This is a genomic window from Bacillus sp. 0102A, from assembly GCF_036765155.1.
Classification (GTDB): Bacteria; Bacillota; Bacilli; order Bacillales; family Bacillaceae; genus Bacillus; species Bacillus subtilis_G.
Genome location: NZ_JBAIZW010000013.1, coordinates 1 through 26,889, shown reverse-complemented (window position 1 = coordinate 26,889; position 26,889 = coordinate 1). Strand labels below are relative to the sequence as shown.

Below are 26,889 nucleotides of genomic sequence, written 5' to 3'. Positions count from 1 at the left end.
GAACGATTTTTCAAGTAAGCGCCAGATGAATCGCCTTTAGTTTTGCAGGAAGCTCATCAAACGTAAGGGCGGGTACGGTCTCTTTGTAATTGGATGCTGCAGCTTTTTGCCGTTCCTCAGGATGGTTGATATAGAAAGCGGCTTTTTCCTTAAAGTCGTTGATGCTGTGATAAGAAATAAAGGATGAAAAAGGATATGCCGCGGGTAAATCTGTTAATTGAAATGCTTCGCATGCAGCGATATCAAACGTCCGGTTATTAAAACTGGCGTTTTTGATGCGGATATTATTTTTATTGAAAGCAAAATGATAGGGCCGATGCGCATTGATCACGATATCTGCCCCGTTATAATAATGAACGGCCTGTTCGGGTGGAACCCATGTGCTGACGATATCAATATGCGGCTGTTTGAGCACTTTTTTAGGCAGGTATTTTCTCCATTCCTTTCCGATTACCCGAACGGTGAAAGGCAGATGTACCGCTTCTTTCATAAGCTGAACCCGATTAGGATAAGGATAGCCGATGATAAGCAGATTTGAATGAAAAGAATGTTCTGTGTCCATTTTTTTAAACAGCCGATGATTAACTGGAATCGGAACATAGTAGACGTTCTGGCAGCCGAGCTCCCGATAATAAAGAGCGGCATTTTGTTCAATCGTTAATATGGCGTCAGCGTGCTTTATCACCCGAAGGCTGATATCAATATAAAATGGGTCTTCGGTCAGCCAAACAAACACAGGAATACCCTTATCCTTTAACCAGGTCAGCCAGTCGTGGGGAACACGGTCTCCAACCATCATGAGTGCGAAGTCCGGCTGGAACTTTTCAGCCTTTATTAGAGATTCTGCTTCCAGTGTATCTGCAGACATGTACTCTGTATGAGTATTCAGAAAACATTCTTCAGCCCAGCGGTCAAAATATCTGTATATTCCTCCGTATCCCGACTGGATATACAAAACTTTCATCAGATGTTATGAAAAGAACGTAACACTTTCTACTTTGTCTACATCAATTAATGTTGTAGCTTGGCCTTCCGGGGTAACGGAGCTTTCCTGCGTTACAAATACGATACCGTGAACTTGGTCGAAAGCAACGAAGACAACCGGACCGATCATATCACCCGAATCAGTCACAATGCTGATCGTAGTGCCTGGCGTAATTCTGGCAAAAATCCATCTTGCCGGAAGGGAAGTAGATTCAGCCGTAATCATTTCACTTTGATCTACTTTTTGATCAATTGCAGCTTCAAGCAAGTCTTTAAGATGATTTTCCACGTTTTCTCCTCCTTCTGTTGCAGTTGGAAATAAAGGGTTTAAAAGGGTTTTAATCAAATCCTTTTTTAACTCTGCGTTTTCAGAGCTCATTACACACACCTCCTATTCAATAGTGAACTCACGTTAATCATATTCTACTGGCCGCCGTTTGGTATGAGTCGAATGCCGTACCTGACCTATTTTTCATATATTTAAGGAAAATGCTGATTTTTTAAATGAGTGGACATAGCCTATACCATAATCGGAATCAGTTCATATTGTGAAACAGAGTAAAGGATAAAGGAGAGGGATTATTTGGATTTAGAGAAACACGTGAATCAAGAAGAAAATCAAGATGAACTTCATTTTATTCTGCTTTTATTGATTTTGCTCATTCGACAATCGTCTTCTGAAGGAAATCCATCTGATCTCAGACGTCAGCTCGTATTTGCAAAAGAGCTTGGCGTACCGGTTTCAACCGTTCATCTGTTGAATGGAGATACACTTCAAAACGTCATCGTAAAAGAGGTTCTGACTGATTTGGTTATTTTTCAAAACCCGTTAAATAACACAAGATCTCATGTCGCACTCTCAAGTATTGTAAGCTGGGGTGCTTTTTAAATGATGACAGAGGCTCTGCTTGTGCGGAGCCGGTTTTATGTTTGGTGATAGGGGGCTGTATAGATGGGAGAGAAAGTGTCCATTATTTTAACGAGTTACAACAAACCTGATTATCTGCAAAAGGCGATCGAAAGCGTCATGAAGCAAACGCATGATCTCTGGGAGCTTTTTATCATGGATGATCATTCAAATGACGAAACAACTGCGGTGATTCACAAGTACCTTCATGACCCCCGCATTTGTTATGAAAATAGTTTCGTGCATCCTGCAGATCGATTAAAAACAACCCGTTATGCCACATTAATAAACACAGCGCTCCCATTTGCCGACGGCGATTACATTTCCTATCTCACTGATGACACTGTATATCATCCAGAGCGGCTGAGCCGTATGTTGCAGATGTTTTCACATAAGCCTGAGGCGCAGGCTGTTTATTCAAAGCAAAAAGTTGTACATGTTAACGATAGGGGAGAAGAAATCTCCCATTTCTATAGAAATGCCAATGCAGTGCTTCATCAGGCCGCTTTTCAAGTCGATCATTGCTCAGTTATGCATCGTCGTTCATTACTTGATCGTATTCACCATATATATGGAAGCTATTGGGACGATGATATGAAGCATTGGAATCATGGCGACTCAATTTTTTGGGCCAGAATCAACAACTTTGCTCCATTTCTGCCGATAAATGAAGTATTAGATACAACCTATAAAACCCCCGATTCATTTCAAAATGCGTATCGGTTTCTGCCCGCCGATATGATTGACGGATCTTTTGTAAAGGGTTCAGGTCAAAACGTATATTTTATTGATCAGGGTGTGAGGCATCCTGTCGGGGAAAGGTGGGATTCGTTGTATCTAAATCGGACTGTGGCCATTCCAGACCCGTATTTATTCCAATATAAAATCGGAAACATTTTAAAGATTCCGAATTATATTTTAGTAAAGGAAGCTGGTCATCCTGCAATATTCTATATCGAAGCCGGAAAAAAAAGACGGATTTTGGATCAGTATGCTTTTCAGTTTTATCAATTTAAAAGAAAAGACATATTGACCATTGAAAAAGAAGAACTGGAGGCGCTGCCGGAAGGGCTGCCAATTACGCGGGAACGATCTGGTTTGATCGAAAATCCGCCTGGCCGAAGGCTTTTTTTCATAGAACGCGAGCCGTTTTTGTTTCTAAACGGCGTCTTTCATCCGATTCGTGAACAAGTAGTAAGGAAATTCTTTTTACATCATAAGCCAATCTCCGCTTCTTTCCGAAATATTCAGCAATTTCCAATTGGAAAGCCGTTTTATCCAGTGTACGATGAGATTATAAAGAATTTGAATATTGCAACTGAGTAAAAGCATAGGTCATAAAAAGGAGACGTTCATGATAGGACATTATTCAAAAACGGAACAGCAATATATATTGTTAACGTCTGAATCGGCATCGTTTGATCATTACAGCGTATATAAAGATCCGAAGCTTCCGCAAATTTTTTCTCATAACTTTGTTCAGCTTCATGATACGTTTCCGTTAGAGCGGTTACTGGACTTTTTGCCATCCGTACCAAAGCTGCTTAATGCGAATTATCTCCATTTAAAAGCGTCGCCTCAGCATGTTTTTCCGCTCGGTTTGAAGCAATCGCTTGTCAAAAGCGGGTTTGTTGTCGAGGATGAGCTGTTGTATGACATGAAGCTTAGTGACTGGAAAGGGCAGATAGGACATCCGTTAACGGCATGGGGAACGGCAAAAAGCTTCAGCGATGGATCTTCTATCATGAAAATTTATGATTCCATTTATATTGGGGAAACGATCGCTGAACAAAAATTAAAAAGAAAATATCCCTTTTATGAAGCGGGGACGATCATCCTTGTTGTTTGTTACAGCGACCCATCACAGAAGATTCCCATTGGATGCGGAGAGCTGTTCATTCATCCGCAAGAAAAAACGGCTAAAATTGAAGAAGTTGCCATTTTGGATCAGTTTCAAAGAAAGGGCTATGGCAGTATCTTAGTGAAAGAAATGCTGTCCATTGCCAAATCACTAGGAATGGAAGCAGCCTATTTAGTGACTACAAGCACTGACGGTGCAACCCGTTTTTACGAAAAGCTGACGTTTAAAAAATATGAGCGGGTGCATACTGTTTTTCATTATTTCCTTACATGAAATAGGCGTTTGCACAAACCATTTGGGACTTGGCCCGCATAAAATGCCGTATATCGTGATAAGAAAGGATGAAAACAGCATGCATAGATACCCTGGATACGGTTACGGATTTGGCTGCGGGACAAATACGTTTGTATTGATTGTTGTCTTGTTCATTTTATTAATTATTGTCGGAGCCGCTTTTATTTGCTAGAGGGCGAAATTCCAAAAGAGCCTTTCCATATTAAGGAAGGCTCTTTTTTGTGTGAAAAGTTTTTGCGGGGACGTCATGCCGCAATTTGGACACTCATATAATATGTTAAAAGGTTTGTTGAGGTGGGAGCATGAGCAGTTATTTGATTAAGCCGGAGCTTAGTTCGGCCTATCCGGTTGTCAGTTATGCGAAGGGGTCATATGTTTATGATCAGACCGGAAAAAGATATCTTGACGGCTCATCAGGTGCGGTGACATGCAATATCGGCCACGGGGTTCGTGATGTGACTGAGAGGCTGAAAGAACAGCTTGATCAAGTGTCTTTTGCTTACCGCTCACAGTTTACAAGCGAGCCTGCCGAGCAATTAGCCGCTCTTCTGGCGCAGGAGCTGCCGGGAGATGTGAATTGGTCTTTTTTTGTCAACAGCGGATCAGAAGCCATAGAAACAGCGATGAAAATCGCCATTCAGTATTGGCAGGAAAAAAAGCAAACACAAAAATCCATCTTTTTGTCTCGGTGGAGCAGTTACCACGGAATAACTTTGGGAGCGCTTTCATTATCTGGTTTTTATGAAAGGAGATACCGGTTCACCCATCTCATTGAACGCTATCCCGCTATTTCAGCTCCTCATATGTATCGGCGGAATCATGGAACGGATGAAGACTTTGTTCAGACTGCCGCTGATGAACTGGAAACTGCGATCAAAAGAATCGGAAGCCAATTTATCGCCGGCTTTGTGGCTGAGCCTATTATTGGTGCCGCAGGTGCAGCGATCACCCCGCCTCCGGGATATTATGAGAGATTAAGTGAGGTATGCCGCACACACGAAGTGCTCTTTATTGCAGACGAAGTGATGACAGGGCTTGGAAGAACAGGAAGGATGCTCGCGACAGAGCATTGGCGCACCGTTCCTGATATTGCTGTACTGGGGAAGGGGCTAGGTGCGGGGTATGCGCCTATTGCCGCTGCTGTTGTATCTGATTCTATTATTGAAACGATAAAACAAGGTTCAGGTGTGATTATGAGCGGTCACACATACAGTGCACATCCCTATTCAGCCAAAGCCGCTCTGGAAGTTTTGCGGTATGTATTAAAGCACGGCTTGATCAAGCAATCAGAAAAAAAGGGAGCTGTACTGAAAAAGAAGCTTGTTGAGGCAGCGTCTCAAAGCGGCATCATTGGTGATGTTCGCGGAAAAGGACTGCTATTAGGCGTTGAATTTGTAGCAGACAAGAACACGAAGAACGTTTTTTCGCCAGAGCAGGCGGTTACCCAGCACATGGTCGGCGAAGCGAAAAAACGCGGACTAATTGTTTATCCTGCCAAAGCGGGAATAGACAGCGGGGAAGGAGATGCTGTCATTATTGCTCCGCCTTTTACAATGTCAGACGGCGAGGCTGAAGAGCTCATATCAATTTTTTCAGAAACAGTTGCAGCGGTCGAAAAAAAACTGAAAAGGGATTGAAATTAAATGACGCCATTTCAAAAAACAATCAGCGTCGAAACAGCAATTTCAGGTGTTCAGGACGGGTCGGTCCTAATGTTTGGCGGTTTTGGCGGAGTCGGCTCGCCTCCTTCATTGATTGAAGCTATATTGGACAGCGGTGTAACGGATTTAACTGTCATTTGCAATGATGCCGGCTTTCCGGAAATAGGGATCGGCCCGCTTATTGTCAATCAGCGAGTCAAAACCCTGATCGCATCGCATATCGGTTCTAACCCTGTAGCGGGAAAACAGATGACAGACGGGACGTTAGACGTTCAATTTTCACCCCAAGGAACGCTTGCAGAACGAATTCGCGCCGGCGGAGCGGGACTCGGCGGGATTTTAACTGACATCGGGATTGCGAATCAAATGGTTTATGAAAAAAAGGACATCGTGTCTGTGGCTGGAAAGCGATATTTGGTTGAAGAAGCGCTGACGGCAGATTTTGCATTTATCAATGCGCACATTGCGGATGAATTCGGCAATTTAACGTATGACAAAACAGCGCGCAATATGAATCCGGTTATGGCAATGGCCGCAAGTAGAACCTTTGTCGAGGCAGAGCGTATCGTCCCGATGGGGGAGATTTCAGAAGAAATGATTGTCACACCGGGGGTTTTTGTCGAGGGGGTTGTGAGAAGCGAAGGAGTGAAGTGGAAATGGGCTTGGGAATAGCAGAACGAGAACAAATCGCAAAACGGGCCGCTTCTGAAATCAAGCCGGGCATGATTGTGAATCTCGGTATCGGCATCCCATCCTTGGTGCCGAACTTTTTGCCGCCTGGCATGCAGGTCATGCTGCAGGCTGAAAACGGTGTGCTTGGCATTGGCGAAAGCCCTGAAAAGGGAAAAGAGGATGAACATTTATGCAACGCAGCGGGATTTCCTGTCCGAGCTGTAAAAGGTGCTTCTTATTTTGATACAACGATGTCTTTTGCGATGATCAGAAGAGGCAAAATTGACATTACGATTTTAGGCGCCCTGCAGGTGAGCCAGTCAGGCGATTTGGCAAATTGGCTTGTCCCGGGAAAAAAGGTGCCGGGCATGGGCGGAGCGATGGAACTAGCCCAAAAAGCGAAAAAAGTGGTTGTCGTCATGAGTCATACAGATCAAAAGGGAAGGCCTAAATTAACAGAAACATGCACGCTTCCGTTAACTGCAGCAGGCTGTGTAAATTTGATCATTACTGAAAAAGCGGTTCTTGAGGTCGGAGCCCATTATTTCATATTAAAAGAGCTGATGAATGGCTCGACAATCGACGAGGTGACGAGGCTGACTGAAGCTGAAATCAAAATAGATATGCCTTTTTCTTAAAGGGGGAATGAGGATGCAAGACATTGAGAGAAAAGTAATCGGGTGGCTCGATCAGCATTCGGCCAAAGCCATTCGTCTTCTCAAAAGGCTGATTGGAGAAAAAAGCACATTGGGCTCAGAATTTAACGCCCAAGCTGTTGTGCTTGAGAAGCTGCGGCAATTTCAAATGGACATTGACGTGTGGGAGCCAAGCCTAAAGCAATTAAAACAGCATCCCTATTTTAAATCAGACCGTTCCGATTTTGATGAGAGTCCGAATATCATTGCAAAAAAAACGGGAGCGGGCGGGGGCCGGTCGCTGATTTTAAACGGTCATATCGATGTTGTGCCTGAAGGAAGCGTGAAGGATTGGAAGTATGAACCGTTTCAAGCTGTCGAAGAAAACGGTAAAATATACGGCCGCGGCTCAACGGATATGAAGGGCGGCAATACAGCCCTTCTTTTTGCTTTAGAAGCCCTGCACGCCTGCAATGTTAAATTGAAGGGAGATGTATTGTTTCAAAGCGTTGTAGATGAAGAGTGCGGCGGCGCGGGAACACTGTCTGCCATCATGAGAGGGTATCGGGCTGACGGGGCGCTGATTCCGGAACCGACCAATATGAAACTTTTTATCAAGCAACAGGGGTCGATGTGGTTTCGGATCACAGTGCAGGGATTAGCGGCACATGGAGGCACACGCTATGAAGGGGTAAGTGCGATTGAAAAAAGCATGCACGTTATCACAGCCATACAGGAGCTGGAAAAAGTCCGTAATGCGAGAATCTCAGATCCGCTGTATGATCATGTCCCAATACCGGTACCGGTGAATATCGGCACCATCTCAGGCGGCGCATGGCCATCTTCAGTTGCAGACCGTGTCGTCATAGAAGGGAGATGCGGAATTGCGCCCTATGAAAAACCAGAAGCAGTTAAACTTGAATTGGAAAACTGGCTGAAGGATTTAGATTACCGTGATGAATGGTTTAAACGCCATCCGATTACAGTAGAGTGGTTCGGCGCTCAATGGCTCCCGAATGATTTACCTGATGATCACCCTTTAATTTCAGTACTGCAATCAGCCTATCAAAAAATGAAACAGACAGAGCCCATCATCGAAGCCTCGCCATGGGGAACGGACGGAGGGCTTTTATACCATGCAGGCGATACGCCAGTGATTGTCTTCGGGCCTGGGGAAACAAAAACAGCTCATCAGGCAAATGAATACATTGAGATTGAAGCCATGCTAGAATCTGCTAAAATTATTGCACTTTTTGTTATGGATTGGTGCGGGCTTTATACAGGCGGGGAGGGGGAGAATGAGGATGCTCAAGTCGATAAAGAGTAACGGTGTCACAGCAGTTCTGGACCATGACAGCTTTAATAAACGAATGAGAGTCGTTCGTTATGACGGAGCCATTGAGAAGGCCCTGCCTGATATCGTGGCGGCGGCAAAAGAAGAGGACGCGGAAAAAATTATCATCTATACGAAACAGCATGATGTGGCTGTGCTTGCCAAACAATTGTTTGCGCCGGAGGGTTATTTAAAGGGCTATTATCTCGGCCATCCGGCTTGTGTCATGGTCCGTTTCCTCACAGAAAAACGGAGTCAAACCGATTCTTATATAAAGGAACAGGAGATGATCGAAGCCTTATATCGCACAGCACTTCACCTCCGCACTGAAAACAGGCCATCCTTTACAATGAGAAAAGCAGAAACAAATGACATGTACCAGCTTTCGATGCTGTATAAAAAAGTATTTCGTACGTATCCGACCCCGGTTTTTGATCCCGCATATATTGAAAAGACGATGAATGAAAATACGATGTATTATGTCATGTTTGATCATGACCGCCTGATCAGCGCAGCAAGCGCAGACATGAATCCAGAGCTTGGGCATGCAGAAATGACTGACTGCGCTGTGCTTCCGGAATATCGGGGCCATTCGCTGACAAGCTTTTTAATCGAGGAATTAGAAAAAGAAATGGCAGAGAAGGAAATCTTTCACGTATTTTCTCTCGCCCGTGCTGCGTCTTTTGGGATGAATGCTGTGTTGTACCGTTCTGGTTATCAGTATGGCGGAAGGCTAATCAATAATTGCTATATAGCCGAAGGTCTTGAAAACATGAATATTTGGAGCAAGCACCTGTAAGACAAATAATGCACGAGGAGGAATTCATTTGGCAAGCAAATGGTATAAACCGAAACGGCATTGGAAGGAGATCGAGTTATGGAAGGACGTTCCGGAAGAGAAATGGAACGATTGGCTTTGGCAGCTGACACATACGGTAAGAACAGTAGATGATTTAAAAAAAGTGATTAACTTGACCGAGGATGAAGAGGAAGGCGTTAGAATTTCTACCAAAACGATCCCCTTAAATATTACACCTTACTATGCTTCTTTAATGGACCCCGATAATCCGAGATGCCCGGTCCGTATGCAGTCTGTACCGCTTTCTGAAGAAATGCACAAAACAAAATACGATCTGGAAGATCCGCTCCATGAGGATGAAGATTCACCGGTACCCGGTCTGACACACCGCTATCCCGATCGTGTGCTGTTTCTTGTCACGAATCAATGTTCCATGTACTGCCGCTACTGCACAAGAAGGCGTTTTTCCGGACAAATCGGAATGGGAGTCCCTAAAAAACAGCTAGATGCTGCGATTGCTTATATCAGGGAAACACCTGAAATCCGCGATTGTTTAATTTCTGGCGGTGACGGGCTTTTGATTAATGACCAAATTTTAGAATACATTTTAAAGGAGCTGCGCAGCATCCCGCATCTGGAAGTAATTAGAATCGGAACAAGGGCGCCGGTCGTCTTTCCGCAGCGCATTACCGATCATCTGTGCGAGATATTGAAAAAATATCATCCAGTCTGGCTGAACACCCATTTTAACACAAGCATCGAAATGACAGAGGAATCCGTTGAGGCCTGTGAAAAGCTGGTGAACGCAGGCGTGCCGGTCGGAAATCAGGCCGTCGTGCTAGCCGGTATTAATGACTCGGTTCCAATTATGAAAAAGCTCATGCACGACTTGGTGAAAATCAGAGTCCGTCCTTATTATATTTATCAATGTGATCTGTCAGAGGGCATCGGGCATTTCAGAGCCCCCGTTTCCAAAGGTTTGGAGATCATTGAAGGGCTGAGAGGCCATACCTCAGGCTATGCGGTTCCGACCTTTGTCGTTGACGCACCAGGCGGCGGGGGGAAAATCGCCCTGCAGCCGAACTATGTACTGTCGCAAAGCCCTGACAAAGTCATCTTAAGAAATTTTGAAGGTGTGATTACGTCATATCCAGAACCGGAGAATTATATCCCTAACCAGGCTGACGCCTATTTTGAGTCCGTTTTCCCTGAAATCGCTGACAAAAAGGAGCCGATCGGGCTCAGTGCTATATTGGCTGACAAAGAGGTTTCGTTTACACCGGAAAATGTAGCCAGAATCAAAAGGAGAGAGGCATTCACCGCGAATCCGGAACATGAAACATTAAAAGACCGGCGTGAGAAAAGAGATCAGCTAAAAGAAAAGAAATTTTTGGCGCAGCAGAAAAAACAGAAAGAGGCTGAAAACGGAGGGGATTCTTCATGAAAACATGCGAATGGTGCGGCGAGCTTGAAGCGGTAACCGGCAGGAACACGGTGTACTGGGAGCTCCCTGACGGAACAAGAGCTATAGAACTGACAGACACGCCCGCCATGGTTTGTGCTTCCTGCGGAATGACCTATCAGGAGGAAGCCACAATAAAGGAGATTGAGGATCAGCTGCTTTTGATTCAAACAAAAAAACTGCCTCAAAGCCTGACCTATCGACAGCTCATGGAGACAGAAAGGATTCTGAAACGCAACTATTTTGACTTCTCCTGAACGATGTTTCGGTTTCTTTTGTTGTAATTTTACACTTGAACTGTATAATAGAACAACAAAAGACAGACATCAGGAGGGGAAATCCATGAAATCCTTTTATCATTATTTATTGAAATACAGACATCCTAAGCCGCAGGACAGCATCAGTGAATTTGCCAATCAGGCGTATGAGGATCACAGCTTTCCGAAAACCTCAACCGATTATCATGAAATCAGTTCATATTTGGAGCTGAGCGCTGATTACCTGCACACGATGGCAACGTTTGATGAAGCTTGGGATCAATACGAGGCTGAAGTGCACGGCAGATAGCAGCTGTTTATCCGCAGATCATTGCGGATTTTTTTATGTCCTCATCCACACCATAATTGGATATTTCCTTTGGTTTTCATGCCCATGCGAATTGGCGTCACCCGGCATACGATAGCGTATGAGAAATGTTGCGGCGAGGGGGAGACACCATGAAGCAAAATAAACCGAAATTCCAAGTAGGGGATATCGTAGTCGTCATTATGTATGGAACAGTCGGCACCGTCACTAAAGTACACCAAATTGATAAACACTATCTTTATGAAGTCAATCATAATGAAGTCTTATACTTTGAATCGTCCATTCAGCTGTACAAAGATTATGAGGGTGTCATTGTCGACATGGAAAAGCTTGATATTGAGTATGAATTCCTTATTGGGGACGTCGTTTATGTGGAAGATTATGGAAAAGAACTCTTTCGCATTATCGGTCACAGAACAGAAATTTGGAGATATTTAGAAGATGGCTGGGAAGATATCATTTATGAGCTGACCCGTTTAAAGGATGGAGAGTGGCTTGAAACGGAGGAAGAGGATCTCACACTGGTGCTGAGAAAATATGAAATGGACCAGTTTGTACACCAGATGTTGTTTGTCCACTATGTCGGAGAAACTGGCCATGAGATCGGCGAAGATATCGCATCGTCTGCTCTTCTTCAGTTTGAAGGCGATGATGAAGATCAAGATACCCTTCACATCCTTGCTGTATCAATTGTTGATGAGCTTCTGGATATTTATAATGACTACAAGATTCTGTACGAAATGTTTCGAGATGAAGAATATAAAGATATGATGATGTTTGTTCTGGAAAGTTTAAAAGAGCATTTCAGTTAGTTTAAGAACATACGGATTAAGACATATAAAAAATAAGGCAGACAGCCCCAAATCATCACATGCGTCATTCCTTTGAGCGTTTTTTCCATTAAGATATCAAATCTGTCTCCGTCCAGTGCTTCCATCATTTTAGCAATCATAGTGTCAGCCTCCCATGGCTTGTTTTTTATTCAATGTATATGACTGAAAGAATTGTTTAGAACACTGGGTATAATTCAGCCTGTTTTTTCATAAAACATAAAAAAGGAGGCGGTACGGAGATGAAAGAAATAGATCTTGTGATTGATACGGAAGAAATCGCTGAATTTTTTTACAGAGAGCTTGCGCGGCGGGGCTACATACCTAGTGAGGATGAGCTGTTTGAAATCGCTGATATTACCTTTGATTATTTGATAGAAAAATGTATGATAGATGAAGAGCTGGATGAAGATGATTGAGGCTTAAAACCGGGGTGTTCTGCTCCGGTTTTATTATTCGTGTTCTATGACTTCTGTGAAAATCGAGGTGGTTAAAATGTTGTACAAGCCTGTTAGCTTGTTTCTTATTTTTCTTTTTTTAGCTGCGGCCATTCATACAAATGCTGTTCAATCTGCAGATGAAGCGATAAGCAGGGCGGCTATTTTGATCCGCCATCCATGGCTTAATGATGTCATGACAGGGATCACGCACCTTGGTGCTTCTTCTTTTCTCCTCCCTCTTATCCTGATCATTGGGGCGGGCCTGTTTTTTTACAGAAAAACATGGGACGGCCTATTGATGTTCTTGGTATTCGGTGCAGATCGGCTGTTAAATAAAGTCTTAAAAGAATGGATTGAACGAGTGAGGCCTGATTTTGCACCGCTGGTTCATGAATCATCCTTCAGTTTTCCGAGCGGCCACTCCATGAATGCTGCTTGTGTCTATCCTGTCATTGCCTATTTTTTAGTGAAGCACCTCCCGTTTTTGTCCAAACATAAAAAAATGGTATATACCATAGCCGGCGTGATCACTGTTTTGGTCGGCATAAGCAGAGTCTATCTGGGGGTTCATTTTGTCTCCGACGTGTTAGGAGGCTTTAGTCTCGGCCTGCTTCTGTATTTCCTAGTAAAAGGTTTTGACGAAAAGATTAAGCGGTTTCGACAAAAATAGAGAAAGGAAAACCGGGCAAAAACGCCAATATGTTAAAGAAATAAAAGGGAGGGGATCTTGATGATGTTATCCGTGTTTAAAAAGAAGTCTTGTTCCTATGACGTGACAATATTTCAAACACCCCGGTTTGGCGAAAAAAAGGGCTACAGAGCCGTCTATCGAACTGAACTGAACGGGAGCGATCATCAAGACGTGCTGAAAAGAGCATTCTCTTTGTTTAATGTATTTGACACCGTTCCAAGTGATTATGACGCGAGATTTGTGGCCACAGGAGACGTGATTCTGATTGATGAAGGCAGAAAAGGGAAAACATATTACAAACTGCTTCCCGCCGGATGGAGGAAAATCAATCGTCTGATTGTGCAAACGACATAACAAAAAGAAAACTGCGGATTTCCGCAGTTTTCTTAAGTTTAAGGCTTGCGTTTGGCAGCGGAATACTCTTTCTCGTGCGCCTCTTCAGCTGCAATGACATCTTTTGCAGGTATGTGATTGTTCTTTTTTTGGCCGGTGATCCGATTGCGCTGTTTTTTACCCATGTCTCATCCCTCCTTCCTGCGGTTAGGTTTTCAAATAAACACCTCGATTATCCCGTTTTTCTCAGGAAGTGCCCAAACGGCCTCGGAACATTTCTTTTTGTGCCATATTCCTTTATAATCAATGCTGAAGTTTGTCTCATCATGACATTCGTTGTAAAATGAACGGACTGGACGATAATTTAGATTTAGGAGGATATGAGATGAGTGTACATATAGGTGCTGAAAAAGGACAGATTGCGGATACAGTGCTTTTGCCGGGAGATCCTCTCAGAGCAAAATTTATTGCTGAAACGTATCTTGAAAATGTAGAATGCTACAATGAAGTGAGAGGCATGTATGGATTTACAGGTACATATAAAGGCAAAAAAATCTCCGTGCAAGGAACAGGAATGGGCGTTCCGTCTATTTCAATTTATGTGAATGAATTAATGCAAAGCTACGATGTGCAAAATCTAATAAGAGTAGGTTCTTGCGGCGCTATCCGTAAAGATGTCAAAGTGCGGGACGTCATTTTGGCTATGACTTCCTCTACTGATTCACAAATGAACAGAGTCGCTTTCGGAAGCATTGATTATGCGCCTTGCGCCGATTTCGAACTTTTAAAAAACGCTTATGATGCCGCAAAGGATAAAGGCGTGCCGGTGAGTGTAGGAAGCGTATTTACAGCTGACCAGTTTTACAACGACGATTCGCAAATCGAAAAGCTTGCAAAATACGGTGTGCTGGGCGTAGAGATGGAAACGACTGCATTGTATACATTAGCAGCGAAGCACGGAAGAAAAGCGCTGTCAATTCTCACCGTGAGTGATCACGTATTAACAGGAGAAGAAACGACAGCGGAAGAGCGTCAAACCACATTTCATGATATGATAGAAGTGGCTTTACATTCCGTATCACAGTAAAATAAATCAAGAGGCGTGCTGGGTGCCGGCAGCCTCTTCTTTATGAATGCGGAAACGATTGATAAAAGGAAGGTAATGTAAATGAAAAAGTCCGGTAAATGGTTCTCACTGGCTGCCGCTCTGAGTGTAACGGCAATCGTCGGAGCCGGCTGCAGCATATCGAACGGAGATGCTCAAAAGGATACGAAAACCACAGAAGAAACGAAGCAAACCGAACAAAAAACAGCTGACAGCAAAAAAGAAAACACTCAGGATAGTGAGTTTTTATTGGAAAGCAAATATTTCAATGAGACTAAAAAAGTAGACGGTCTGGAAACCATTCAAAATCCAGAAAATATACTCGCTTTGGTCAATAAAGAATACGCATTGCCCGAAAACTATGAACCTAGCGATCTTGTTATACCTGATGTAAAGTTTTCTTTTGAAGAAAAGATTCAAAAACGTTACATCAGAAAGGAAGCGGCTGACGCATTAAAAACGATGTTCGATGCTGCGAAAAAGGAAGGCTATGAATTGGCAGCTGTCTCAGGATACCGTGCGTATGATAGACAGAAAGTCATTTTTAACAATGAAGTAAACCTAAAAGGGGAAAAGAAGGCAAGGGAAGCGGTCGCTTACCCGGGTGAAAGCGAGCACCAAACAGGCCTGGCGATGGACATCTCGAGCCGGAGTAATGGCTTTCAGATAAATGAAGCGTTCGGAAGCACGGCCGACGGAAAATGGGTGCAAGACAATGCTTATAAATATGGTTTTATCATTCGCTATCCGAAAAATAAAGAAGATATCACGAAATATGAATATGAGCCATGGCACCTGCGTTATGTAGGCAAAAAGGCCGCAAAGGACATCCACGACAATGATTTAACGCTGGAAGAGTACTTTGAAAAAGTGAAGAAAATCTAAAAGAGAAAGCCCGCTTACAATTGGTAAGCGGGCTTCACTGTGTCTGGTGAATCTAGCATTTGGTCAGACAATGATTCTATGCTTACCAGAAGAATAAACCAGCCAGAGCCACTCCTGTAATTAAACCGAGGGAAATACCGTAAGCTGCTCCGTACCCCCAATAGCCGCCCCAATAGCCGTAACCGAAACCTCTAGGCCCTGCGCCGACATGAGGAGCTATATAAACTCTGTCTCTTGTTACACGGGTAATTCTGCCGACGTGAACTCTCCCGCCTCTCTCTGTAATTCTGACGTCTTTACCTTGATGGTTTCTGCAAAGATGGTAATATCTCTCCAATATTGTTTCCCTCCTATACTGACTTTCTATCAGCATATGATAGATAGGATAAAAAGGTTGGACGAAAACAGGGGGTGATACGCCGTTTTACTTATACGCGATAAAGATACAATGACCCATGTACTCACTATAGATCTGCATAAGTTCATAATGTGTTTGAAGCGTATCGTAATAGATAGGAGCAATCGTTTGCGATAAATCCATTTCAGTGGTTGGTTCAAATTCCATGTCGTCCGGAAGAAGTGACATCGCTTCCGTTTTTTGAAAGCCATAACTCCTTAGGAGTTTATGCCACTCGGCTTCTTCATGTAAATCAGTAAAACCATAGAAATCCATCATTCGCTTTTTCTCTGCAGGCGGCATCGGTTTTTTTAAAGCTGCTTCAATACCAATCAGCATCCCGCCGGGCTTCAATACTCTTGAAATCTCCTGAAGAGAGGATGACAGATGGGAAAAACTGAGGACTGACTCTGACAAAACGCATGAAAAGGACTCGGAAGAAAACGGGAGGTGTTCCAGCTCCGCCTGATATGAAGGGATGGCAAGCCCTTCATTTGCAAATCTTTTTTTCGCTTTCTCAAGCATGATAGGGTCTTTATCAACAACTGTTACAGGATACAGCAAATGTCCTAAATAAGCCGCTGTTTGTCCTGTTCCGCATCCGGCATCAAGAATCGGCTGATCGGGGGAGGGCGCAGCTTTTTGCAAGACCGCTTTTGAAAAAGCCAGCCCGCCCGGATGAGCTCCTGCGACACCGAATAAGGACAGCATTTCTAAATATCGGCTCAATCTCGAATCCTCCTTTTTCTTTATCATATGTCGTATAAAGACATAGGTTTATGAAAAGCGAAAGAAGGGCGTTTCTCTTTCATTTTTGCTCCGAGTTGACGAATAAGAATTCGTCCATGATAATAATGTAAGAAGAAAAAGGTGGTGTTTAATTGAAACGGCAATTTAAACTGTTTTTTATTGTGCTGATCACTGCGGTTGTCGCTTCGGCGCTTACTTTATTTATTACGGGCAATTCCAGTATCCTGGGCCAGAAATCAATTAGCGCGGGAGACAGCCAGTTCGACAAGTTAAATAAAGCGTATGAGCAAATCAAAAGTGATTACTACCAAAAGACAGATGATGAAAAATTAGTAGACGGAGCAATTAAAGGAATGATTGAATCTCTGGATGATCCGTATTCCACATATATGGATCAAGAGGAAGCAAAATCATTCGACGAAACAATTTCTGCATCCTTTGAAGGGATCGGTGCACAAGTAGAGGAGAAAGACGGTGAAATCCTTATTGTGTCGCCAATTAAAGGTTCACCTGCTGAAAAAGCCGGAATCAAACCGAAGGACCAAATCCTTAAGGTGAACGGAAAAAGCGTCAAAGGCATGAATGTAAATGAAGCCGTCGCTTTAATCCGCGGAAAAAAGGGCACAAAAGTGAAGCTTGAGCTGAATAGAGCGGGAGTCGGACATATCGATCTTTCCATTAAGCGCGATACCATTCCTGTAGAGACCGTCTATTCCGAGATGAAAGACAACAAAATCGGCGAAATCCAAATTACTTCTTTCTCTGAAACAACTGCTAAAGAGCTGACAAATGCCATTGATAGTTTAGAGAAAAAAGGCGCCAAAGGCTTTATTTTAGACTTGAGGGGCAACCCGGGCGGTTTAATGGAGCAGGCGATTACAATGAGCAACCTGTTCATTGATAAAGGAAAAAACATCATGCAGGTTCAATATAAAAACGGTTCTAAAGAAGTCATGAAGGCAGAAAAAGAACGAACAGTGACCAAGCCTACCGTCGTTTTAATAAATGACGGCACAGCCAGCGCCGCGGAAATTATGGCCGCTGCCCTTCATGAATCGTCAGGCATACCGTTAATCGGGGAAACAACCTTTGGCAAAGGCACGGTACAGACAGCAAAAGAATATGATGATGGCTCTACCGTCAAACTGACAGTCGCCAAATGGCTAACTGCTGACGGTGAATGGATTCACAAAAAGGGGATCAAGCCTCAGGTGAAAGCAGAGCTGCCTGATTACGCGAAGCTCCCGTATTTGGACGCGGATAAAACGTATAAATCCGGTGATTCAGGCACAAACGTCAAAGTGGCTCAGCAAATGTTCAAAGCACTTGGCTACAAGGTAAAGGTTAACAGTACGTATGATCAGGATTTTGTATCTGTCGTCAAACAGTTCCAGCAAAAAGAGAAGCTAAAAGAAACAGGCGTATTGACTGGCGATACAACAACGAAATTAATGACAGAACTTCAAAAGAAGCTGTCAAATAATGATACGCAAATGGAGAAAGCAATTGAAACTCTGAAAAAAGAAATGTAAAAAACCCCCTGCGCGGCAGCCGCGCAGGGGGTTTTTTATGCGCCCCTCTGATTTGGATTAGGCGCTTGTTTTTTACCAAATAACCCCTCAATAACAGGATTGGACCCTGCCTTTTTGGCGAACAGCGGATTGAGAATCACCACAGCGATGATATTGGCTGCTAATCCCCAGAATCCTTCATAAATGCCATGTGCGGATTGAGTGGTATACACAATAAACGTTACCGCAAGGCCGACTAATAATCCGATAACCGTCGCTTCTTTCGTTTGTTGTTTCCAGAATAGACTGACAGCAATCGCCGGGAAGATTTGCACCATGCCGGATACGCCTAACAGCTGGAGTGTCACTAGAGCAGTCGGGAACAGCATTCCAAACAGAAGCGCAAGGCCGATAACAACAAACACCATTGAACGTGTGACAAGGGTCAGCTTGCTTTGGGACACATTCGGATGAATCAAATCCCGATATAGGTTATTGGCAAATAAATTTGATGCCCCGATTGCCATGATGGAACAAGGAATCAATGAAGCAAGAGCGATAGTGGCATATGCAAAACCTTGTGCCACCCCGCCGTAAGATGTTTGAATCAAATGCAGAAGCGCCAGTCTTGGATTTGTATCTTCCGGCAAGACAAGGAAGGCGATAAAGCCAAGAAAAATGACCAAAATTAACACAATATTATAAAGCGGCAAAAACATGCTGTTTTTTCTTACTGCATCGGCGCTTTTCGCTGTAAAAACACCTGTTGCTGCATGTGCCCACATAAAAAGTGCCAGGGCGGAAACGATAGATGCTGTGATAAACCAAGGAATGCCTTTTGGCCCTTCTGCCGGTATCGTCAGCATTTGCGGCGCTTCCTTCACTAACGTGTCAATCATTGGCGTCCAGCCGTTGAAATGAATGAGAGGGAGAGACACTACCATAAACAGCATAATGACCCACACTAGAATGTCTTTAATGATGGCTGTAAATGTAGGCCCTTTAATCCCGCTGAAGAATGTGTAAAGAGCAACAAGAATAAATGAGATGATCACAACGAATTTTACGTTAATAAATCCGGTGCCGGCAACCTGAAGCGTATCTTGAATGCCGCTCAGCTGAAGGCATATGTACGGAATAAGCATGAGCACACCGACAATGGCAACAAGGCTTGCCAAAAGCTTACTGTCAAACCGTTCCCGGGCGTAATCCGCCAGTGTTGTTAATTTATGAGTTTTCGCAACTTTCCAAAGTTTCGGCAGGAAGAAGTAGGCGATAAAGTAGGCCAAAACAGAATAAGGAATGGCGAAAAACGCAACACTTCCGCCCGTAAATGCCGTACTGGTTAACCCTAAGAAAGTATATGCCGTATAAAGGTCGGCGCCTACTAAAAACCAGACGAGAAGGCCGCCGAAGCGTCTGCCTCCGACAGACCATTCTTCCACCGAGGCGCGTGAGGATTTGTCTCTTCCGGCGAGAAATCCGATACAGACAACGGTTAAAACGATAACAGATGTAATGAGAAGTGCAGTGAGATTCCCTTGCATTATTCAAGCCCTCCATCTTTTTTTTGCATCTGGTAAATGCCAAACGAGCATAACGGCGTAATGATAATCCACAATAGCAGCCAAAGGTGGAAAAACGGAAGGCCGAACATAATCGGTTCAATTCGATTCACAAGCGGCAATAGCGCAAGCTGAACGAATGGCAAAAGAATGAGAATAACAATAAGTGCTTTTTTAACCATTTACTTTCCTCCTGAAACATGATAATTCTCACTATAATAGCAGTTGTAAGAAAAGATCACAAGAAAATTATTAGAAAAAAATGATTTTTTCAATTATTTAATCAAAAACCCATCGTTTGCATCCTGCTTAATAAAGGTTTAAAATAATAAATATCTCGAAATCGAGATAAATAGGAGTAGGAAAATGAAAACAGAAGGATTGCATCACGTCACAGCATTCGCCAGAAATCCTTGACAGAGAATACTTTACATCCGTTTATTTCAGGGAGAAAGGCGGTATCTTATTTGAAATCGCCACAGATGAACCGGATTTTATGACAGATGAAACGTTTGCGGAGCTGGGGACCTCATTAAAACTGCCTGAATGGCTGGAGAAACATAGACAACAGATAACAGACATGTTGCCTGAACTTTAAAAGGGGGAATTTATTATGAAGCATATTTATGAAAAAGGGACATCTGACAACGTACTGCTGCTGCTGCATGGCACCGGCGGAAATGAGCACGATCTGCTTTCATTGGGACGGTTTATAGACCCTCATGCCCATTTGCTTGGTGTCAGAGGATCTGTGCTTGAAAATGGAATGCCGCGATTTTTCAAACGTCTGAGTGAAGGTGTCTTTGATGAAAAGGACCTCGTGGAGCGGACAAGAGAATTGAAAGATTTTATCGACGAGGCTGCAGAAACGCATCAATTTGATCGCGGCCGAGTGATTGCGGTCGGTTATTCAAACGGCGCAAATATTGCGGCAAGCCTGCTTTTCCATTATAAAGATGTCTTAAAAGGGGCCATTCTCCATCATCCGATGGTTCCGATTCGCGGTATCAAGCTGCCTGATATGACGGGACTCCCTGTTTTTATCGGTGCCGGGAAATACGACCCTCTCTGCACGAAGGAAGAATCAGAAGAGCTTCACCGCTATTTACGTGACAGCGGGGCATCAGCCTCCGTTTTCTGGCAGGGTGGGGGTCATCAGCTGACGCAGCATGAAGCTGAACAGGCTCGAGAATGGTACAAAGATGCGATTGTATAAAAAAACCTTAGTCCGTCATTCGGACTAAGGTTTTTCATATCCTTACAGCCAAGTTGATACTTTTGAAAGCGGCAAGCGGTTGCTTTGATGGGCAGGTTTTACTGCTTTGCCGATTGAAATAAGCATAACCGGAACAAAGCGCTCACTGATATCAAATTGCTTTTGGAACTGCTCTTTGTTAAATCCGCCGATTGCGCAAGTATCATAACCTTTTGCTTTTGCGGCAATCATAAGCTGCATAGCGGCTAAAGAAGCATTTAAGAAAGCGGAATCACGAGCGAATTGCTCGCTTTGGTAGGCACCGTTAATTTGGCCGAGCAATGTTTGTTTGATTTCATCTGAAATATAGCCTTGATTTGCCAATTCAGCGTATACTTCTTCACCGTTTTCATTTGCCTTTAAATCGCCTAAAATGGCAACAACAGCAGAAGACTCAACGATTTGTTTTTGATTATAGGCTACAGGAAGAAGCGCCGCTTTTGATTCATCGCTGTGGAATACTGTGAAATGCCAATGCTGTAGGTTCCAAGCTGAAGGGGCTTTAATGGCAAGGTCCAATAGCTCAGTCAGCTCCTCTTTAGAGATAGGGGCATTTGTATCATATTCCTTTACGGATGCACGTGCTTTTAAAACATCCAGAGTATTCGTCATAGTGTTTCCTCCTTCGGATAAACGTGGTATGATAATAGAAAAGTTAGAAACTTACTAAATGTAACTTGAAAGATTATTGTAATGGATCATCGAATACATGTCAAACAATAGATGAAGGGATGAGGACTTGTGGGAAATACTATGTGCCCTAAAATGGAATCTGCTTTCTCATTGCTGGGAAAAAGATGGAACGGTCTGATCATCCATGTGCTAATGGATGGGCCGAAACGCTTTAAAGAGATAACGGAAACAATACCGATGATCAGCCAAAAAATGCTGGCGGAGCGCCTTAAGGAGCTTGAACAAAACGAGATCGTCGAACGTCAGGTTCTTCCTGAAACGCCAGTCAAAGTCATTTATACGCTGACTGAAAAAGGAACAGCGCTTCAAGCTGTATTCCAAGAGATGCAGGCGTGGGCCGATCAATTTTGCGAGCCCGGCGAAACAGTGTGCGAAGAAGAGAAATAAGGAAAGAGGCGTCCGGGAAAGACCCTATGTTCAATGAAAAAGTCATATGAGGGGCGGTTCATGCCGTTTACATGACTTTTTATATTCGTTAGAATAGCTTTTACAGATTTGCAAAAGGTTAATATGAAGATGATATACAAAGATAGGAAATGATCATTGCGTGACAAAGTTATTAGCAGCAAACCTATGATTAATGGGGATGATATTTTATCTCGTTTTGCACATCAGTAAGCGGAACTCTATCTGCCTGAAGTTTATATTTACGCTCAAAACCCAGCCAGCTTCCATTGGAATTACATTGGCATCGAAACTGGATTTAAAAAAAGGGAATCCAGACTCCATCCACCACATTTGGATTACTCCGCTATACCTCGTCTTGGTGGTTTCCGCTTTTATAAAAAAGAAATGAGTGAAGAAAAGAGAGAGTATCTGATGAAACTCTCTCTTTTTTGCTATGGAGCAGCCGGTTGTTACATGCAAACTTTATGCCATTTTCATTATCTTATAGTTTTCCATTCAAAAATTGCGCCTCACCAAGACCGAAACTCCAGTCGGCGTCACCATTTTCGGTAATTGAAACCATTAAATCTTCTGGGGAAATGCCGCATTCTGCTTCTAGCTTTTCAGCCAGCAGGGCATACAATTTTTCCTTTTGGCTTTCTGTTCTTGTTTTGCTTGTCATACTGATAATGACCAGATCCTTGCTTCTTTGAAATCCTAATCCTGTGTCCTGGATGATAAGCTCGTTTGCCGGATGCTGATGGACAATTTGATAACGGTCTCTTTCCGGAACACCGAACGCTTCGACCATCGCTTGGTGAGCAGTATCTAATAACAATTGCAATGCTTTTTCATCACGGCCTTCAATTAAATCAAAACGTAATAATGGCATGTGAATTTCCTCCTCTTGTGAAGTTGTGTCTGTCTGTTTTCACATTGTTTGTTTCCAGACAATGAATAGATATAAAGACTGGGCTAACTTGAAAAAAACATAACATATAACCAAAAGTTAATCAACATATAACTAAAAATCATTTGGATAGGTGAAAGGGGATCGAGGGAAACTCATAGTATAATTGACACAACATAGATTAGGAGATTAGTTTGAATATGTCATTTAACCAAAAGATAATAATCATATCGCCAAAACATTTTTTTTAGTTATCAGAGAAAGCGCTTTCTGTACGGAATGCTGATTCTGTTATTTCTCATTAATTATTAAAGTAAAATGAAATCCGTTTGTCTCACTTATTGTAGTTTTATTTTTAGTAGCCATCGGACTTGGGATGGATATCAATAAAATCGTTCTTTCAATTGAAGCGGGAATGGCAGCTTATGGGGGCGGGCAGTGTAAACCCGGCATTAATGGCACTGCAAACAGGAGCGGATGTCATCGCATGTCATGTAAATGATGCTGGATTTTGGATGGTAAAGGGATTTTTCGGTTTGAGCATGAAAGAAATTTCAAACTTGACCGCTGCTTACAACAGTTCTCTCAGTAACTGGGCTTGGCTGTGTGTTATTGGCAGAGCTTGTGATGTAACAATACCTAGATTCAGGTCTTAGCCCAATCGTTTTTCTTCTTTGTTGAATATCTTACATATAGGCAGACATAAAGGAGGAAAAATCATGTACCCTCATTCCTATTATCGCGGGAATCCAGGTCCAGCCGGATACCCGGCGCGAAGTCCTTTCTTGTTTGGCGCTCCTTTAGTCGGCGGTTTATTAGGCGGCTTTCTCGGGAGTGCTCTGTTTAACTATCCTCGTCCCTATGCTTATCCGTCTGGCCCTTACGGTTACGGAGGCGCACCGTACGGTTTTGGTGCCGGCGTGCCATACGGCGGATACCCCGGTTTCTATTAACAAAAACGGCCTGCATCGGTGCAGGCCGTTTTTTATCGAATGATTTCTACCTCGGACATATTGTAGTCATGCTGCTTCTGAAACATCACTTCCAGAAGGCCGTCCTTATAGACGGCTTTTGTTCCTTTGCGTTTGACTAAACAAGGCAGGTTTATCTTTTTGGGATGGTCCAAATTCGGGAAATTTTCTATCATTAATGCGTGAGAAGTGTGTTTAATTTTCAACTGTTCCAGCTGGCTTTCACTGATTGGCACCTTTACAAACACATGGTCTGTTGTTTCAAATAGATCGATATCAGGTTTAGGGTCAGATTTGGCGGGCTGGTCTTTTTTGGGGAGAGGATCGCGGAAAGGAAATTGAGCCGCATAATCACTGCCGAACACACTTTCCATTACACGATTTACATACGTTTCAACTTCTTTTGGATCTGCTTTTTTTAATGCTTCCTTGGAAAATTGATTGTGGAAAGGAAAGTACTTGTTCCACTCAAACATCGTTGTCACACCCTTTCTTCACGGACAAAATAGTATATGCCCGCCCGATCTTTCACGTGATATAATCTAAGATGCTCTAAAGAAAGGCAGGGATATCAATGCAATATTCAGAAACTAAAAAAGGTGTTCTCTTCACAGCCGTTTCCTTTATCATGTGGGGGCTGTTTCCGCTTTATTGGAAGCTTCTCGAACAGCTGCCGGCACTTGATATTTTGGCTCACCGTATCATATGGTCTTTTGTTTTTATGTGTATCGTGCTTTTTTTCCTGCGTCAATGGAAAACGGGGTGGCAGGAGCTGCGCACTTTGAAAAACAAGGGCGGCATCCTTTCTTTATTTCTCGCTTCCATCCTGATTTCGATTAACTGGTTTGTATACATATGGGCCGTCAACCATGGCTTTTTGCTTGAGGCTAGTCTTGGCTATTACATTAATCCGCTTGTATCCGTGCTCCTCGGTATTTTATTTTTAAAGGAAAAGCTGAATCGCCTGCAACTGATGGCGGTTTCGATTGCTGCGGCCGGGGTTATCATCTCAGCATTCCAATACGGCTCCATTCCTTATGTTGCGCTTCTGCTCGCATTCAGCTTCGGGCTGTACGGGTTCAGCAAAAAAAGAACAAGCCTGTCAAGCGCTATTGGTTTAACGCTAGAAACATTCATGATTATGCCGATTGCTTTGGGGTATTTGCTGCTGAGCGGCCATATCCATCCCGCAGGTGCGGGAAGCGGCGGGAGTTGGATGCTTCTCTTTTTTGCCGGTGTGTTGACGGCTTTACCGCTATTATTGTTTGCGGAAGGAGCGAAACGGCTGCCGCTGTACCAAGTCGGCATCTTACAATATATTGCACCGACCATTACCTTGCTGATCGGGCTGTTTGTTTATCATGAGCCATTTTCAATTTCGAAGGCTTTTACATTCAGCTGTATATGGGCTGCTTTGCTCTTGTTTACGTTTTCACAAATAAATTGGAAACGGGCATCAAAAAGCCATTGAGGCCTTTGGCTTTTCACCTGAAGCATATATTATGTATAATCATTTCATGTATGTAAGACATAAAGGAGCGAGACGATGGACAATGATAAAGAGATAGTGAAAGCCTACGCTTCACTTTGGAACAATCGATCTCTCGCAAGTGATGACCCAGAAGCTGTAGCAGAGGCGATTGACCTAGAGCTCTTGGATAAACGAACACATCCGAGACTCCGGAAACCGATGCTCGAAAAATTTTATGCTGCGATCCAGCGCATTGTGAATTCACAGCTCGAACCGGCTGTGAAATATCAGCTGATCAAATTACATACAGAACGTGCAGAGCATTTAAAAGAAGAAAGAGGGGAGCAATCATGAAAGCAATCATAAAAGAAGATGTGCAAGCATCTTTAGAACGATATGCGGACCGCCCTGTATATATCCATTTAGAAACCACAACCGGTTCTTATTCAGCGCACTTAAATGAAAAAAACATGACGGTTGTTGCATACATCCGCAATGCAAAAGTCACCTATCATCAGGCAAAAATCAAAGGCAGCGGACCTTACCGTATTGGCTTAAAAACAGAAGAAGGCTGGATTTATGCTGAAGGCTTGACTGAATACACTGTGGATGAAGAAAACCGCTTATTAATGGCGGGACACCTGCCGGGCGGTAAACTGGCTATTTCTCTGCAAATCAGTGAAAAACCGTTCACAGTTTAAAGAAAAGGGTGAAAAATAATGAAAGAACACGTACTTGTAATCCTGCCTCACCCTGATGACGAATCATACGGAGTGGCAGGCCTAATTGCCTTAAACAGAAAAAAAGACATTCCCGTTACGTACGCGTGCGCCACTTTAGGTGAAATGGGCAGAAATATGGGCGATCCATTTTTCGCGAATCGGGAGACGTTGCCGCTGCTAAGAAAACAAGAGCTCATTAACGCTTGCAAAGAAATGGATATCAATGACCTTCGGATGCTTGGGCTCCGTGACAAAACGCTCGAATTTGAGGACGATGAGTATTTAGCTGATATCATGGAAGGGATCATAGATGATGTAAAACCAAGTTTAATTGTCACTTTTTATCCTGAACACGGTGTGCACCCTGACCATGATGCATGCGGGGAAGCGGTCATTCGTGCATTGTACCGCAAAAAGAAAGAAGACCGTCCGCGCACACTCTGCATGGCGATTACTCGCAACAGAGAAGAGGTACTCGGCGAAGCTGATGTCGTACTTGATATCAAAGAAGTAGCTGATATTAAATTGAATGCATTACGAGCTCACCGAACTCAAACAGAAGGCATGCTTAGAGAGCTTGAAGAAAAATTAAAAAACAATGAACCTGTTATGGCAACATGGTTTGAAGAAGAAGTATATTGGACGTATCAATGGAATGATTAATCAAAAAGGTATAAGGCCTTAAGCCTTATACCTTCAGCTTGTAGAGAAAACGATGTTTTTTCTACAAGCTTTTTTGTTTTGTAATGTTTCTTTAGATATTCAGCTGATTTCAAAAGC

Annotated in this window: 37 protein-coding genes and 2 pseudogenes; 28 read left to right on the top strand and 11 right to left on the bottom strand. The window is 43.3% G+C overall.

The genetic code is table 11. The features are described from left to right. Positions 1 to 10: 10 nt before the first annotated feature. Positions 11 to 964, bottom strand: coding sequence for a CgeB family protein (locus V6D41_RS20910; RefSeq protein ID WP_333519508.1), 954 nt, complete (start codon positions 962 to 964; stop codon positions 11 to 13). A 6-nt stretch (positions 965 to 970) separates the two neighbouring features. After that, complete coding sequence (cgeA, locus tag V6D41_RS20905; RefSeq protein ID WP_333519507.1) at positions 971 to 1,363, bottom strand: spore crust protein CgeA; 393 nt, start codon at positions 1,361 to 1,363, stop codon at positions 971 to 973. Positions 1,364 to 1,567: 204 nt separating this feature from the next. Between cgeA and cgeC the strand changes: the two genes are divergently transcribed. The 13 genes from cgeC (at position 1,568) to V6D41_RS20840 (ending at position 12,005) form a co-directional block, all read left to right on the top strand. Then, positions 1,568 to 1,873: a spore maturation protein CgeC gene (gene cgeC, locus V6D41_RS20900; RefSeq protein ID WP_333519506.1), complete on the top strand. Its 306-nt coding sequence runs from the start codon at positions 1,568 to 1,570 to the stop codon at positions 1,871 to 1,873. 63 nt (positions 1,874 to 1,936) lie between these two features. Further along, positions 1,937 to 3,217, top strand: a complete 1,281-nt coding sequence (locus V6D41_RS20895) for a glycosyltransferase family 2 protein (protein WP_333519505.1) — start codon at positions 1,937 to 1,939, stop codon at positions 3,215 to 3,217. A 28-nt stretch (positions 3,218 to 3,245) separates the two neighbouring features. Next, positions 3,246 to 4,025: a GNAT family N-acetyltransferase gene (locus V6D41_RS20890; RefSeq protein ID WP_333519504.1), complete on the top strand. Its 780-nt coding sequence runs from the start codon at positions 3,246 to 3,248 to the stop codon at positions 4,023 to 4,025. After that, a complete protein-coding gene (locus V6D41_RS21595; protein WP_141113370.1) occupies positions 3,985 to 4,218 on the top strand; it encodes a YjcZ family sporulation protein in 234 nt (77 codons plus the stop codon). The genes V6D41_RS20890 and V6D41_RS21595 overlap by 41 nt, the downstream gene beginning before the upstream one ends. 130 nt (positions 4,219 to 4,348) lie before the next feature. Continuing rightward, positions 4,349 to 5,683 (top strand): aspartate aminotransferase family protein, encoded by a 1,335-nt coding sequence (locus tag V6D41_RS20880; RefSeq protein WP_333519503.1) that lies wholly within the window; start codon positions 4,349 to 4,351, stop codon positions 5,681 to 5,683. Positions 5,684 to 5,689: 6 nt separating this feature from the next. Then, on the top strand, positions 5,690 to 6,379 hold the full coding sequence (locus V6D41_RS20875; protein ID WP_333519502.1) for a CoA transferase subunit A: 690 nt from the start codon (positions 5,690 to 5,692) through the stop codon (positions 6,377 to 6,379). Beyond that, positions 6,364 to 7,017: a 3-oxoacid CoA-transferase subunit B gene (locus tag V6D41_RS20870; protein ID WP_333519501.1), complete on the top strand. Its 654-nt coding sequence runs from the start codon at positions 6,364 to 6,366 to the stop codon at positions 7,015 to 7,017. Before V6D41_RS20875 ends, V6D41_RS20870 begins: the two co-directional genes overlap by 16 nt. Before the next feature lie 7 nt (positions 7,018 to 7,024). Next, positions 7,025 to 8,341, top strand: a complete 1,317-nt coding sequence (locus tag V6D41_RS20865) for a peptidase (RefSeq protein ID WP_333519500.1) — start codon at positions 7,025 to 7,027, stop codon at positions 8,339 to 8,341. Continuing rightward, positions 8,319 to 9,146, top strand: a complete 828-nt coding sequence (gene ablB, locus V6D41_RS20860; protein WP_333519499.1) for a putative beta-lysine N-acetyltransferase — start codon at positions 8,319 to 8,321, stop codon at positions 9,144 to 9,146. Before V6D41_RS20865 ends, ablB begins: the two co-directional genes overlap by 23 nt. A gap of 28 nt (positions 9,147 to 9,174) precedes the next feature. Then, positions 9,175 to 10,590, top strand: a complete 1,416-nt coding sequence (ablA, locus tag V6D41_RS20855) for a lysine 2,3-aminomutase (RefSeq protein ID WP_333519498.1) — start codon at positions 9,175 to 9,177, stop codon at positions 10,588 to 10,590. Then, on the top strand, positions 10,587 to 10,865 hold the full coding sequence (locus V6D41_RS20850; protein ID WP_333519497.1) for a YokU family protein: 279 nt from the start codon (positions 10,587 to 10,589) through the stop codon (positions 10,863 to 10,865). Before ablA ends, V6D41_RS20850 begins: the two co-directional genes overlap by 4 nt. 85 nt (positions 10,866 to 10,950) lie before the next feature. Next, the gene (locus V6D41_RS20845; RefSeq protein ID WP_148961567.1) at positions 10,951 to 11,175 is read left to right on the top strand and encodes a YozE family protein; all 225 of its coding nucleotides are present in this window, start codon (positions 10,951 to 10,953) and stop codon (positions 11,173 to 11,175) included. Between the two features lie 149 nt (positions 11,176 to 11,324). Then, the gene (locus tag V6D41_RS20840; protein WP_333519496.1) at positions 11,325 to 12,005 is read left to right on the top strand and encodes a hypothetical protein; all 681 of its coding nucleotides are present in this window, start codon (positions 11,325 to 11,327) and stop codon (positions 12,003 to 12,005) included. Here V6D41_RS20840 and V6D41_RS20835 read toward each other — a convergent pair. Beyond that, a complete protein-coding gene (locus V6D41_RS20835) occupies positions 12,002 to 12,145 on the bottom strand; it encodes a hypothetical protein (protein WP_148961568.1) in 144 nt (47 codons plus the stop codon). The two genes, V6D41_RS20840 and V6D41_RS20835, sit on opposite strands and share 4 nt — an antisense overlap. A 120-nt stretch (positions 12,146 to 12,265) precedes the next feature. Between V6D41_RS20835 and V6D41_RS20830 the strand changes: the two genes are divergently transcribed. The 3 genes from V6D41_RS20830 to yodL all read left to right on the top strand — a co-directional run bounded on the left by V6D41_RS20830 (position 12,266) and on the right by yodL (position 13,508). Then, positions 12,266 to 12,442 carry a YozD family protein gene (locus V6D41_RS20830; RefSeq protein ID WP_003241581.1) on the top strand — a complete coding sequence of 59 codons (177 nt, stop codon included), beginning with the start codon at positions 12,266 to 12,268 and terminating at the stop codon, positions 12,440 to 12,442. Between the two features lie 79 nt (positions 12,443 to 12,521). Continuing rightward, positions 12,522 to 13,133, top strand: a complete 612-nt coding sequence (locus V6D41_RS20825) for a phosphatase PAP2 family protein (protein WP_333519495.1) — start codon at positions 12,522 to 12,524, stop codon at positions 13,131 to 13,133. 60 nt (positions 13,134 to 13,193) lie between these two features. Further along, positions 13,194 to 13,508: a shape determination protein YodL gene (gene yodL, locus V6D41_RS20820; RefSeq protein ID WP_087990437.1), complete on the top strand. Its 315-nt coding sequence runs from the start codon at positions 13,194 to 13,196 to the stop codon at positions 13,506 to 13,508. A gap of 38 nt (positions 13,509 to 13,546) precedes the next feature. On the opposite strand, the gene V6D41_RS20815 is transcribed toward yodL, so the two are convergent. Then, positions 13,547 to 13,672: a hypothetical protein gene (locus V6D41_RS20815; protein WP_003241588.1), complete on the bottom strand. Its 126-nt coding sequence runs from the start codon at positions 13,670 to 13,672 to the stop codon at positions 13,547 to 13,549. A 200-nt stretch (positions 13,673 to 13,872) separates the two neighbouring features. Between V6D41_RS20815 and deoD the strand changes: the two genes are divergently transcribed. Continuing rightward, a complete protein-coding gene (deoD, locus tag V6D41_RS20810) occupies positions 13,873 to 14,574 on the top strand; it encodes a purine-nucleoside phosphorylase (RefSeq protein ID WP_148961570.1) in 702 nt (233 codons plus the stop codon). 81 nt (positions 14,575 to 14,655) lie between these two features. Continuing rightward, positions 14,656 to 15,477: a M15 family metallopeptidase gene (locus V6D41_RS20805; RefSeq protein WP_333519494.1), complete on the top strand. Its 822-nt coding sequence runs from the start codon at positions 14,656 to 14,658 to the stop codon at positions 15,475 to 15,477. Between the two features lie 82 nt (positions 15,478 to 15,559). On the opposite strand, the gene V6D41_RS20800 is transcribed toward V6D41_RS20805, so the two are convergent. Together V6D41_RS20800 and V6D41_RS20795 are read right to left on the bottom strand one after the other, a co-directional pair. Beyond that, positions 15,560 to 15,814, bottom strand: a complete 255-nt coding sequence (locus tag V6D41_RS20800) for a hypothetical protein (protein WP_333519493.1) — start codon at positions 15,812 to 15,814, stop codon at positions 15,560 to 15,562. 87 nt (positions 15,815 to 15,901) lie between these two features. Then, a complete protein-coding gene (locus tag V6D41_RS20795) occupies positions 15,902 to 16,603 on the bottom strand; it encodes a class I SAM-dependent methyltransferase (protein ID WP_333519492.1) in 702 nt (233 codons plus the stop codon). Between the two features lie 152 nt (positions 16,604 to 16,755). Between V6D41_RS20795 and ctpA the strand changes: the two genes are divergently transcribed. Continuing rightward, a complete protein-coding gene (gene ctpA / locus V6D41_RS20790; RefSeq protein WP_148961573.1) occupies positions 16,756 to 18,156 on the top strand; it encodes a carboxy-terminal processing protease CtpA in 1,401 nt (466 codons plus the stop codon). A gap of 35 nt (positions 18,157 to 18,191) precedes the next feature. Here ctpA and V6D41_RS20785 read toward each other — a convergent pair whose 3' ends face one another. Both V6D41_RS20785 and V6D41_RS20780 read right to left on the bottom strand, forming a co-directional pair. Next, positions 18,192 to 19,682 carry a sodium:solute symporter family protein gene (locus V6D41_RS20785; RefSeq protein WP_333519491.1) on the bottom strand — a complete coding sequence of 497 codons (1,491 nt, stop codon included), beginning with the start codon at positions 19,680 to 19,682 and terminating at the stop codon, positions 18,192 to 18,194. Further along, positions 19,682 to 19,882 carry a DUF3311 domain-containing protein gene (locus V6D41_RS20780; RefSeq protein ID WP_087990430.1) on the bottom strand — a complete coding sequence of 67 codons (201 nt, stop codon included), beginning with the start codon at positions 19,880 to 19,882 and terminating at the stop codon, positions 19,682 to 19,684. Before V6D41_RS20780 ends, V6D41_RS20785 begins: the two co-directional genes overlap by 1 nt. A 221-nt stretch (positions 19,883 to 20,103) precedes the next feature. Between V6D41_RS20780 and V6D41_RS20775 the strand changes: the two are divergent. Then, a pseudogene (locus tag V6D41_RS20775) lies at positions 20,104 to 20,298 on the top strand (ring-cleaving dioxygenase); the annotation flags it as partial. Positions 20,299 to 20,313: 15 nt separating this feature from the next. Continuing rightward, positions 20,314 to 20,916 carry an alpha/beta hydrolase gene (locus V6D41_RS20770; RefSeq protein WP_148961575.1) on the top strand — a complete coding sequence of 201 codons (603 nt, stop codon included), beginning with the start codon at positions 20,314 to 20,316 and terminating at the stop codon, positions 20,914 to 20,916. Positions 20,917 to 20,958: 42 nt separating this feature from the next. On the opposite strand, the gene V6D41_RS20765 is transcribed toward V6D41_RS20770, so the two are convergent. Then, a complete protein-coding gene (locus tag V6D41_RS20765) occupies positions 20,959 to 21,567 on the bottom strand; it encodes a nitroreductase family protein (RefSeq protein WP_148961576.1) in 609 nt (202 codons plus the stop codon). 129 nt (positions 21,568 to 21,696) lie between these two features. Here V6D41_RS20765 and yodB point away from each other — a divergent pair, with 129 nt between their 5' ends. After that, a complete protein-coding gene (yodB, locus tag V6D41_RS20760; RefSeq protein WP_003220087.1) occupies positions 21,697 to 22,035 on the top strand; it encodes a transcriptional regulator YodB in 339 nt (112 codons plus the stop codon). Between the two features lie 502 nt (positions 22,036 to 22,537). Here the strand turns inward: yodB and V6D41_RS20755 are convergent. Next, complete coding sequence (locus tag V6D41_RS20755) at positions 22,538 to 22,927, bottom strand: tautomerase family protein (protein WP_333519490.1); 390 nt, start codon at positions 22,925 to 22,927, stop codon at positions 22,538 to 22,540. A 440-nt stretch (positions 22,928 to 23,367) separates the two neighbouring features. Between V6D41_RS20755 and V6D41_RS20750 the strand changes: the two are divergent. Beyond that, a pseudogene (locus tag V6D41_RS20750) lies at positions 23,368 to 23,578 on the top strand (GntT/GntP/DsdX family permease); the annotation flags it as partial. An 86-nt stretch (positions 23,579 to 23,664) separates the two neighbouring features. Further along, positions 23,665 to 23,898: a hypothetical protein gene (locus V6D41_RS20745; RefSeq protein ID WP_148961578.1), complete on the top strand. Its 234-nt coding sequence runs from the start codon at positions 23,665 to 23,667 to the stop codon at positions 23,896 to 23,898. Between the two features lie 32 nt (positions 23,899 to 23,930). Here the strand turns inward: V6D41_RS20745 and V6D41_RS20740 are convergent, their stop codons facing one another. Then, positions 23,931 to 24,392, bottom strand: a complete 462-nt coding sequence (locus V6D41_RS20740; RefSeq protein ID WP_333519489.1) for an Hsp20/alpha crystallin family protein — start codon at positions 24,390 to 24,392, stop codon at positions 23,931 to 23,933. 98 nt (positions 24,393 to 24,490) lie between these two features. Between V6D41_RS20740 and rarD the strand changes: the two genes are divergently transcribed. The 4 genes from rarD (at position 24,491) to bshB2 (ending at position 26,772) form a co-directional block, all read left to right on the top strand. Continuing rightward, positions 24,491 to 25,387, top strand: coding sequence for an EamA family transporter RarD (gene rarD, locus V6D41_RS20735; protein WP_148961580.1), 897 nt, complete (start codon positions 24,491 to 24,493; stop codon positions 25,385 to 25,387). 75 nt (positions 25,388 to 25,462) lie between these two features. Next, on the top strand, positions 25,463 to 25,741 hold the full coding sequence (locus tag V6D41_RS20730; protein ID WP_148961581.1) for a hypothetical protein: 279 nt from the start codon (positions 25,463 to 25,465) through the stop codon (positions 25,739 to 25,741). After that, entirely contained in the window at positions 25,738 to 26,088 is a 351-nt protein-coding gene (locus tag V6D41_RS20725) for a YojF family protein (protein ID WP_148961582.1), read from the top strand. The genes V6D41_RS20730 and V6D41_RS20725 overlap by 4 nt, the downstream gene beginning before the upstream one ends. Before the next feature lie 18 nt (positions 26,089 to 26,106). After that, positions 26,107 to 26,772 carry a bacillithiol biosynthesis deacetylase BshB2 gene (gene bshB2, locus V6D41_RS20720; protein WP_087990421.1) on the top strand — a complete coding sequence of 222 codons (666 nt, stop codon included), beginning with the start codon at positions 26,107 to 26,109 and terminating at the stop codon, positions 26,770 to 26,772. Positions 26,773 to 26,889: the final 117 nt, after the last annotated feature.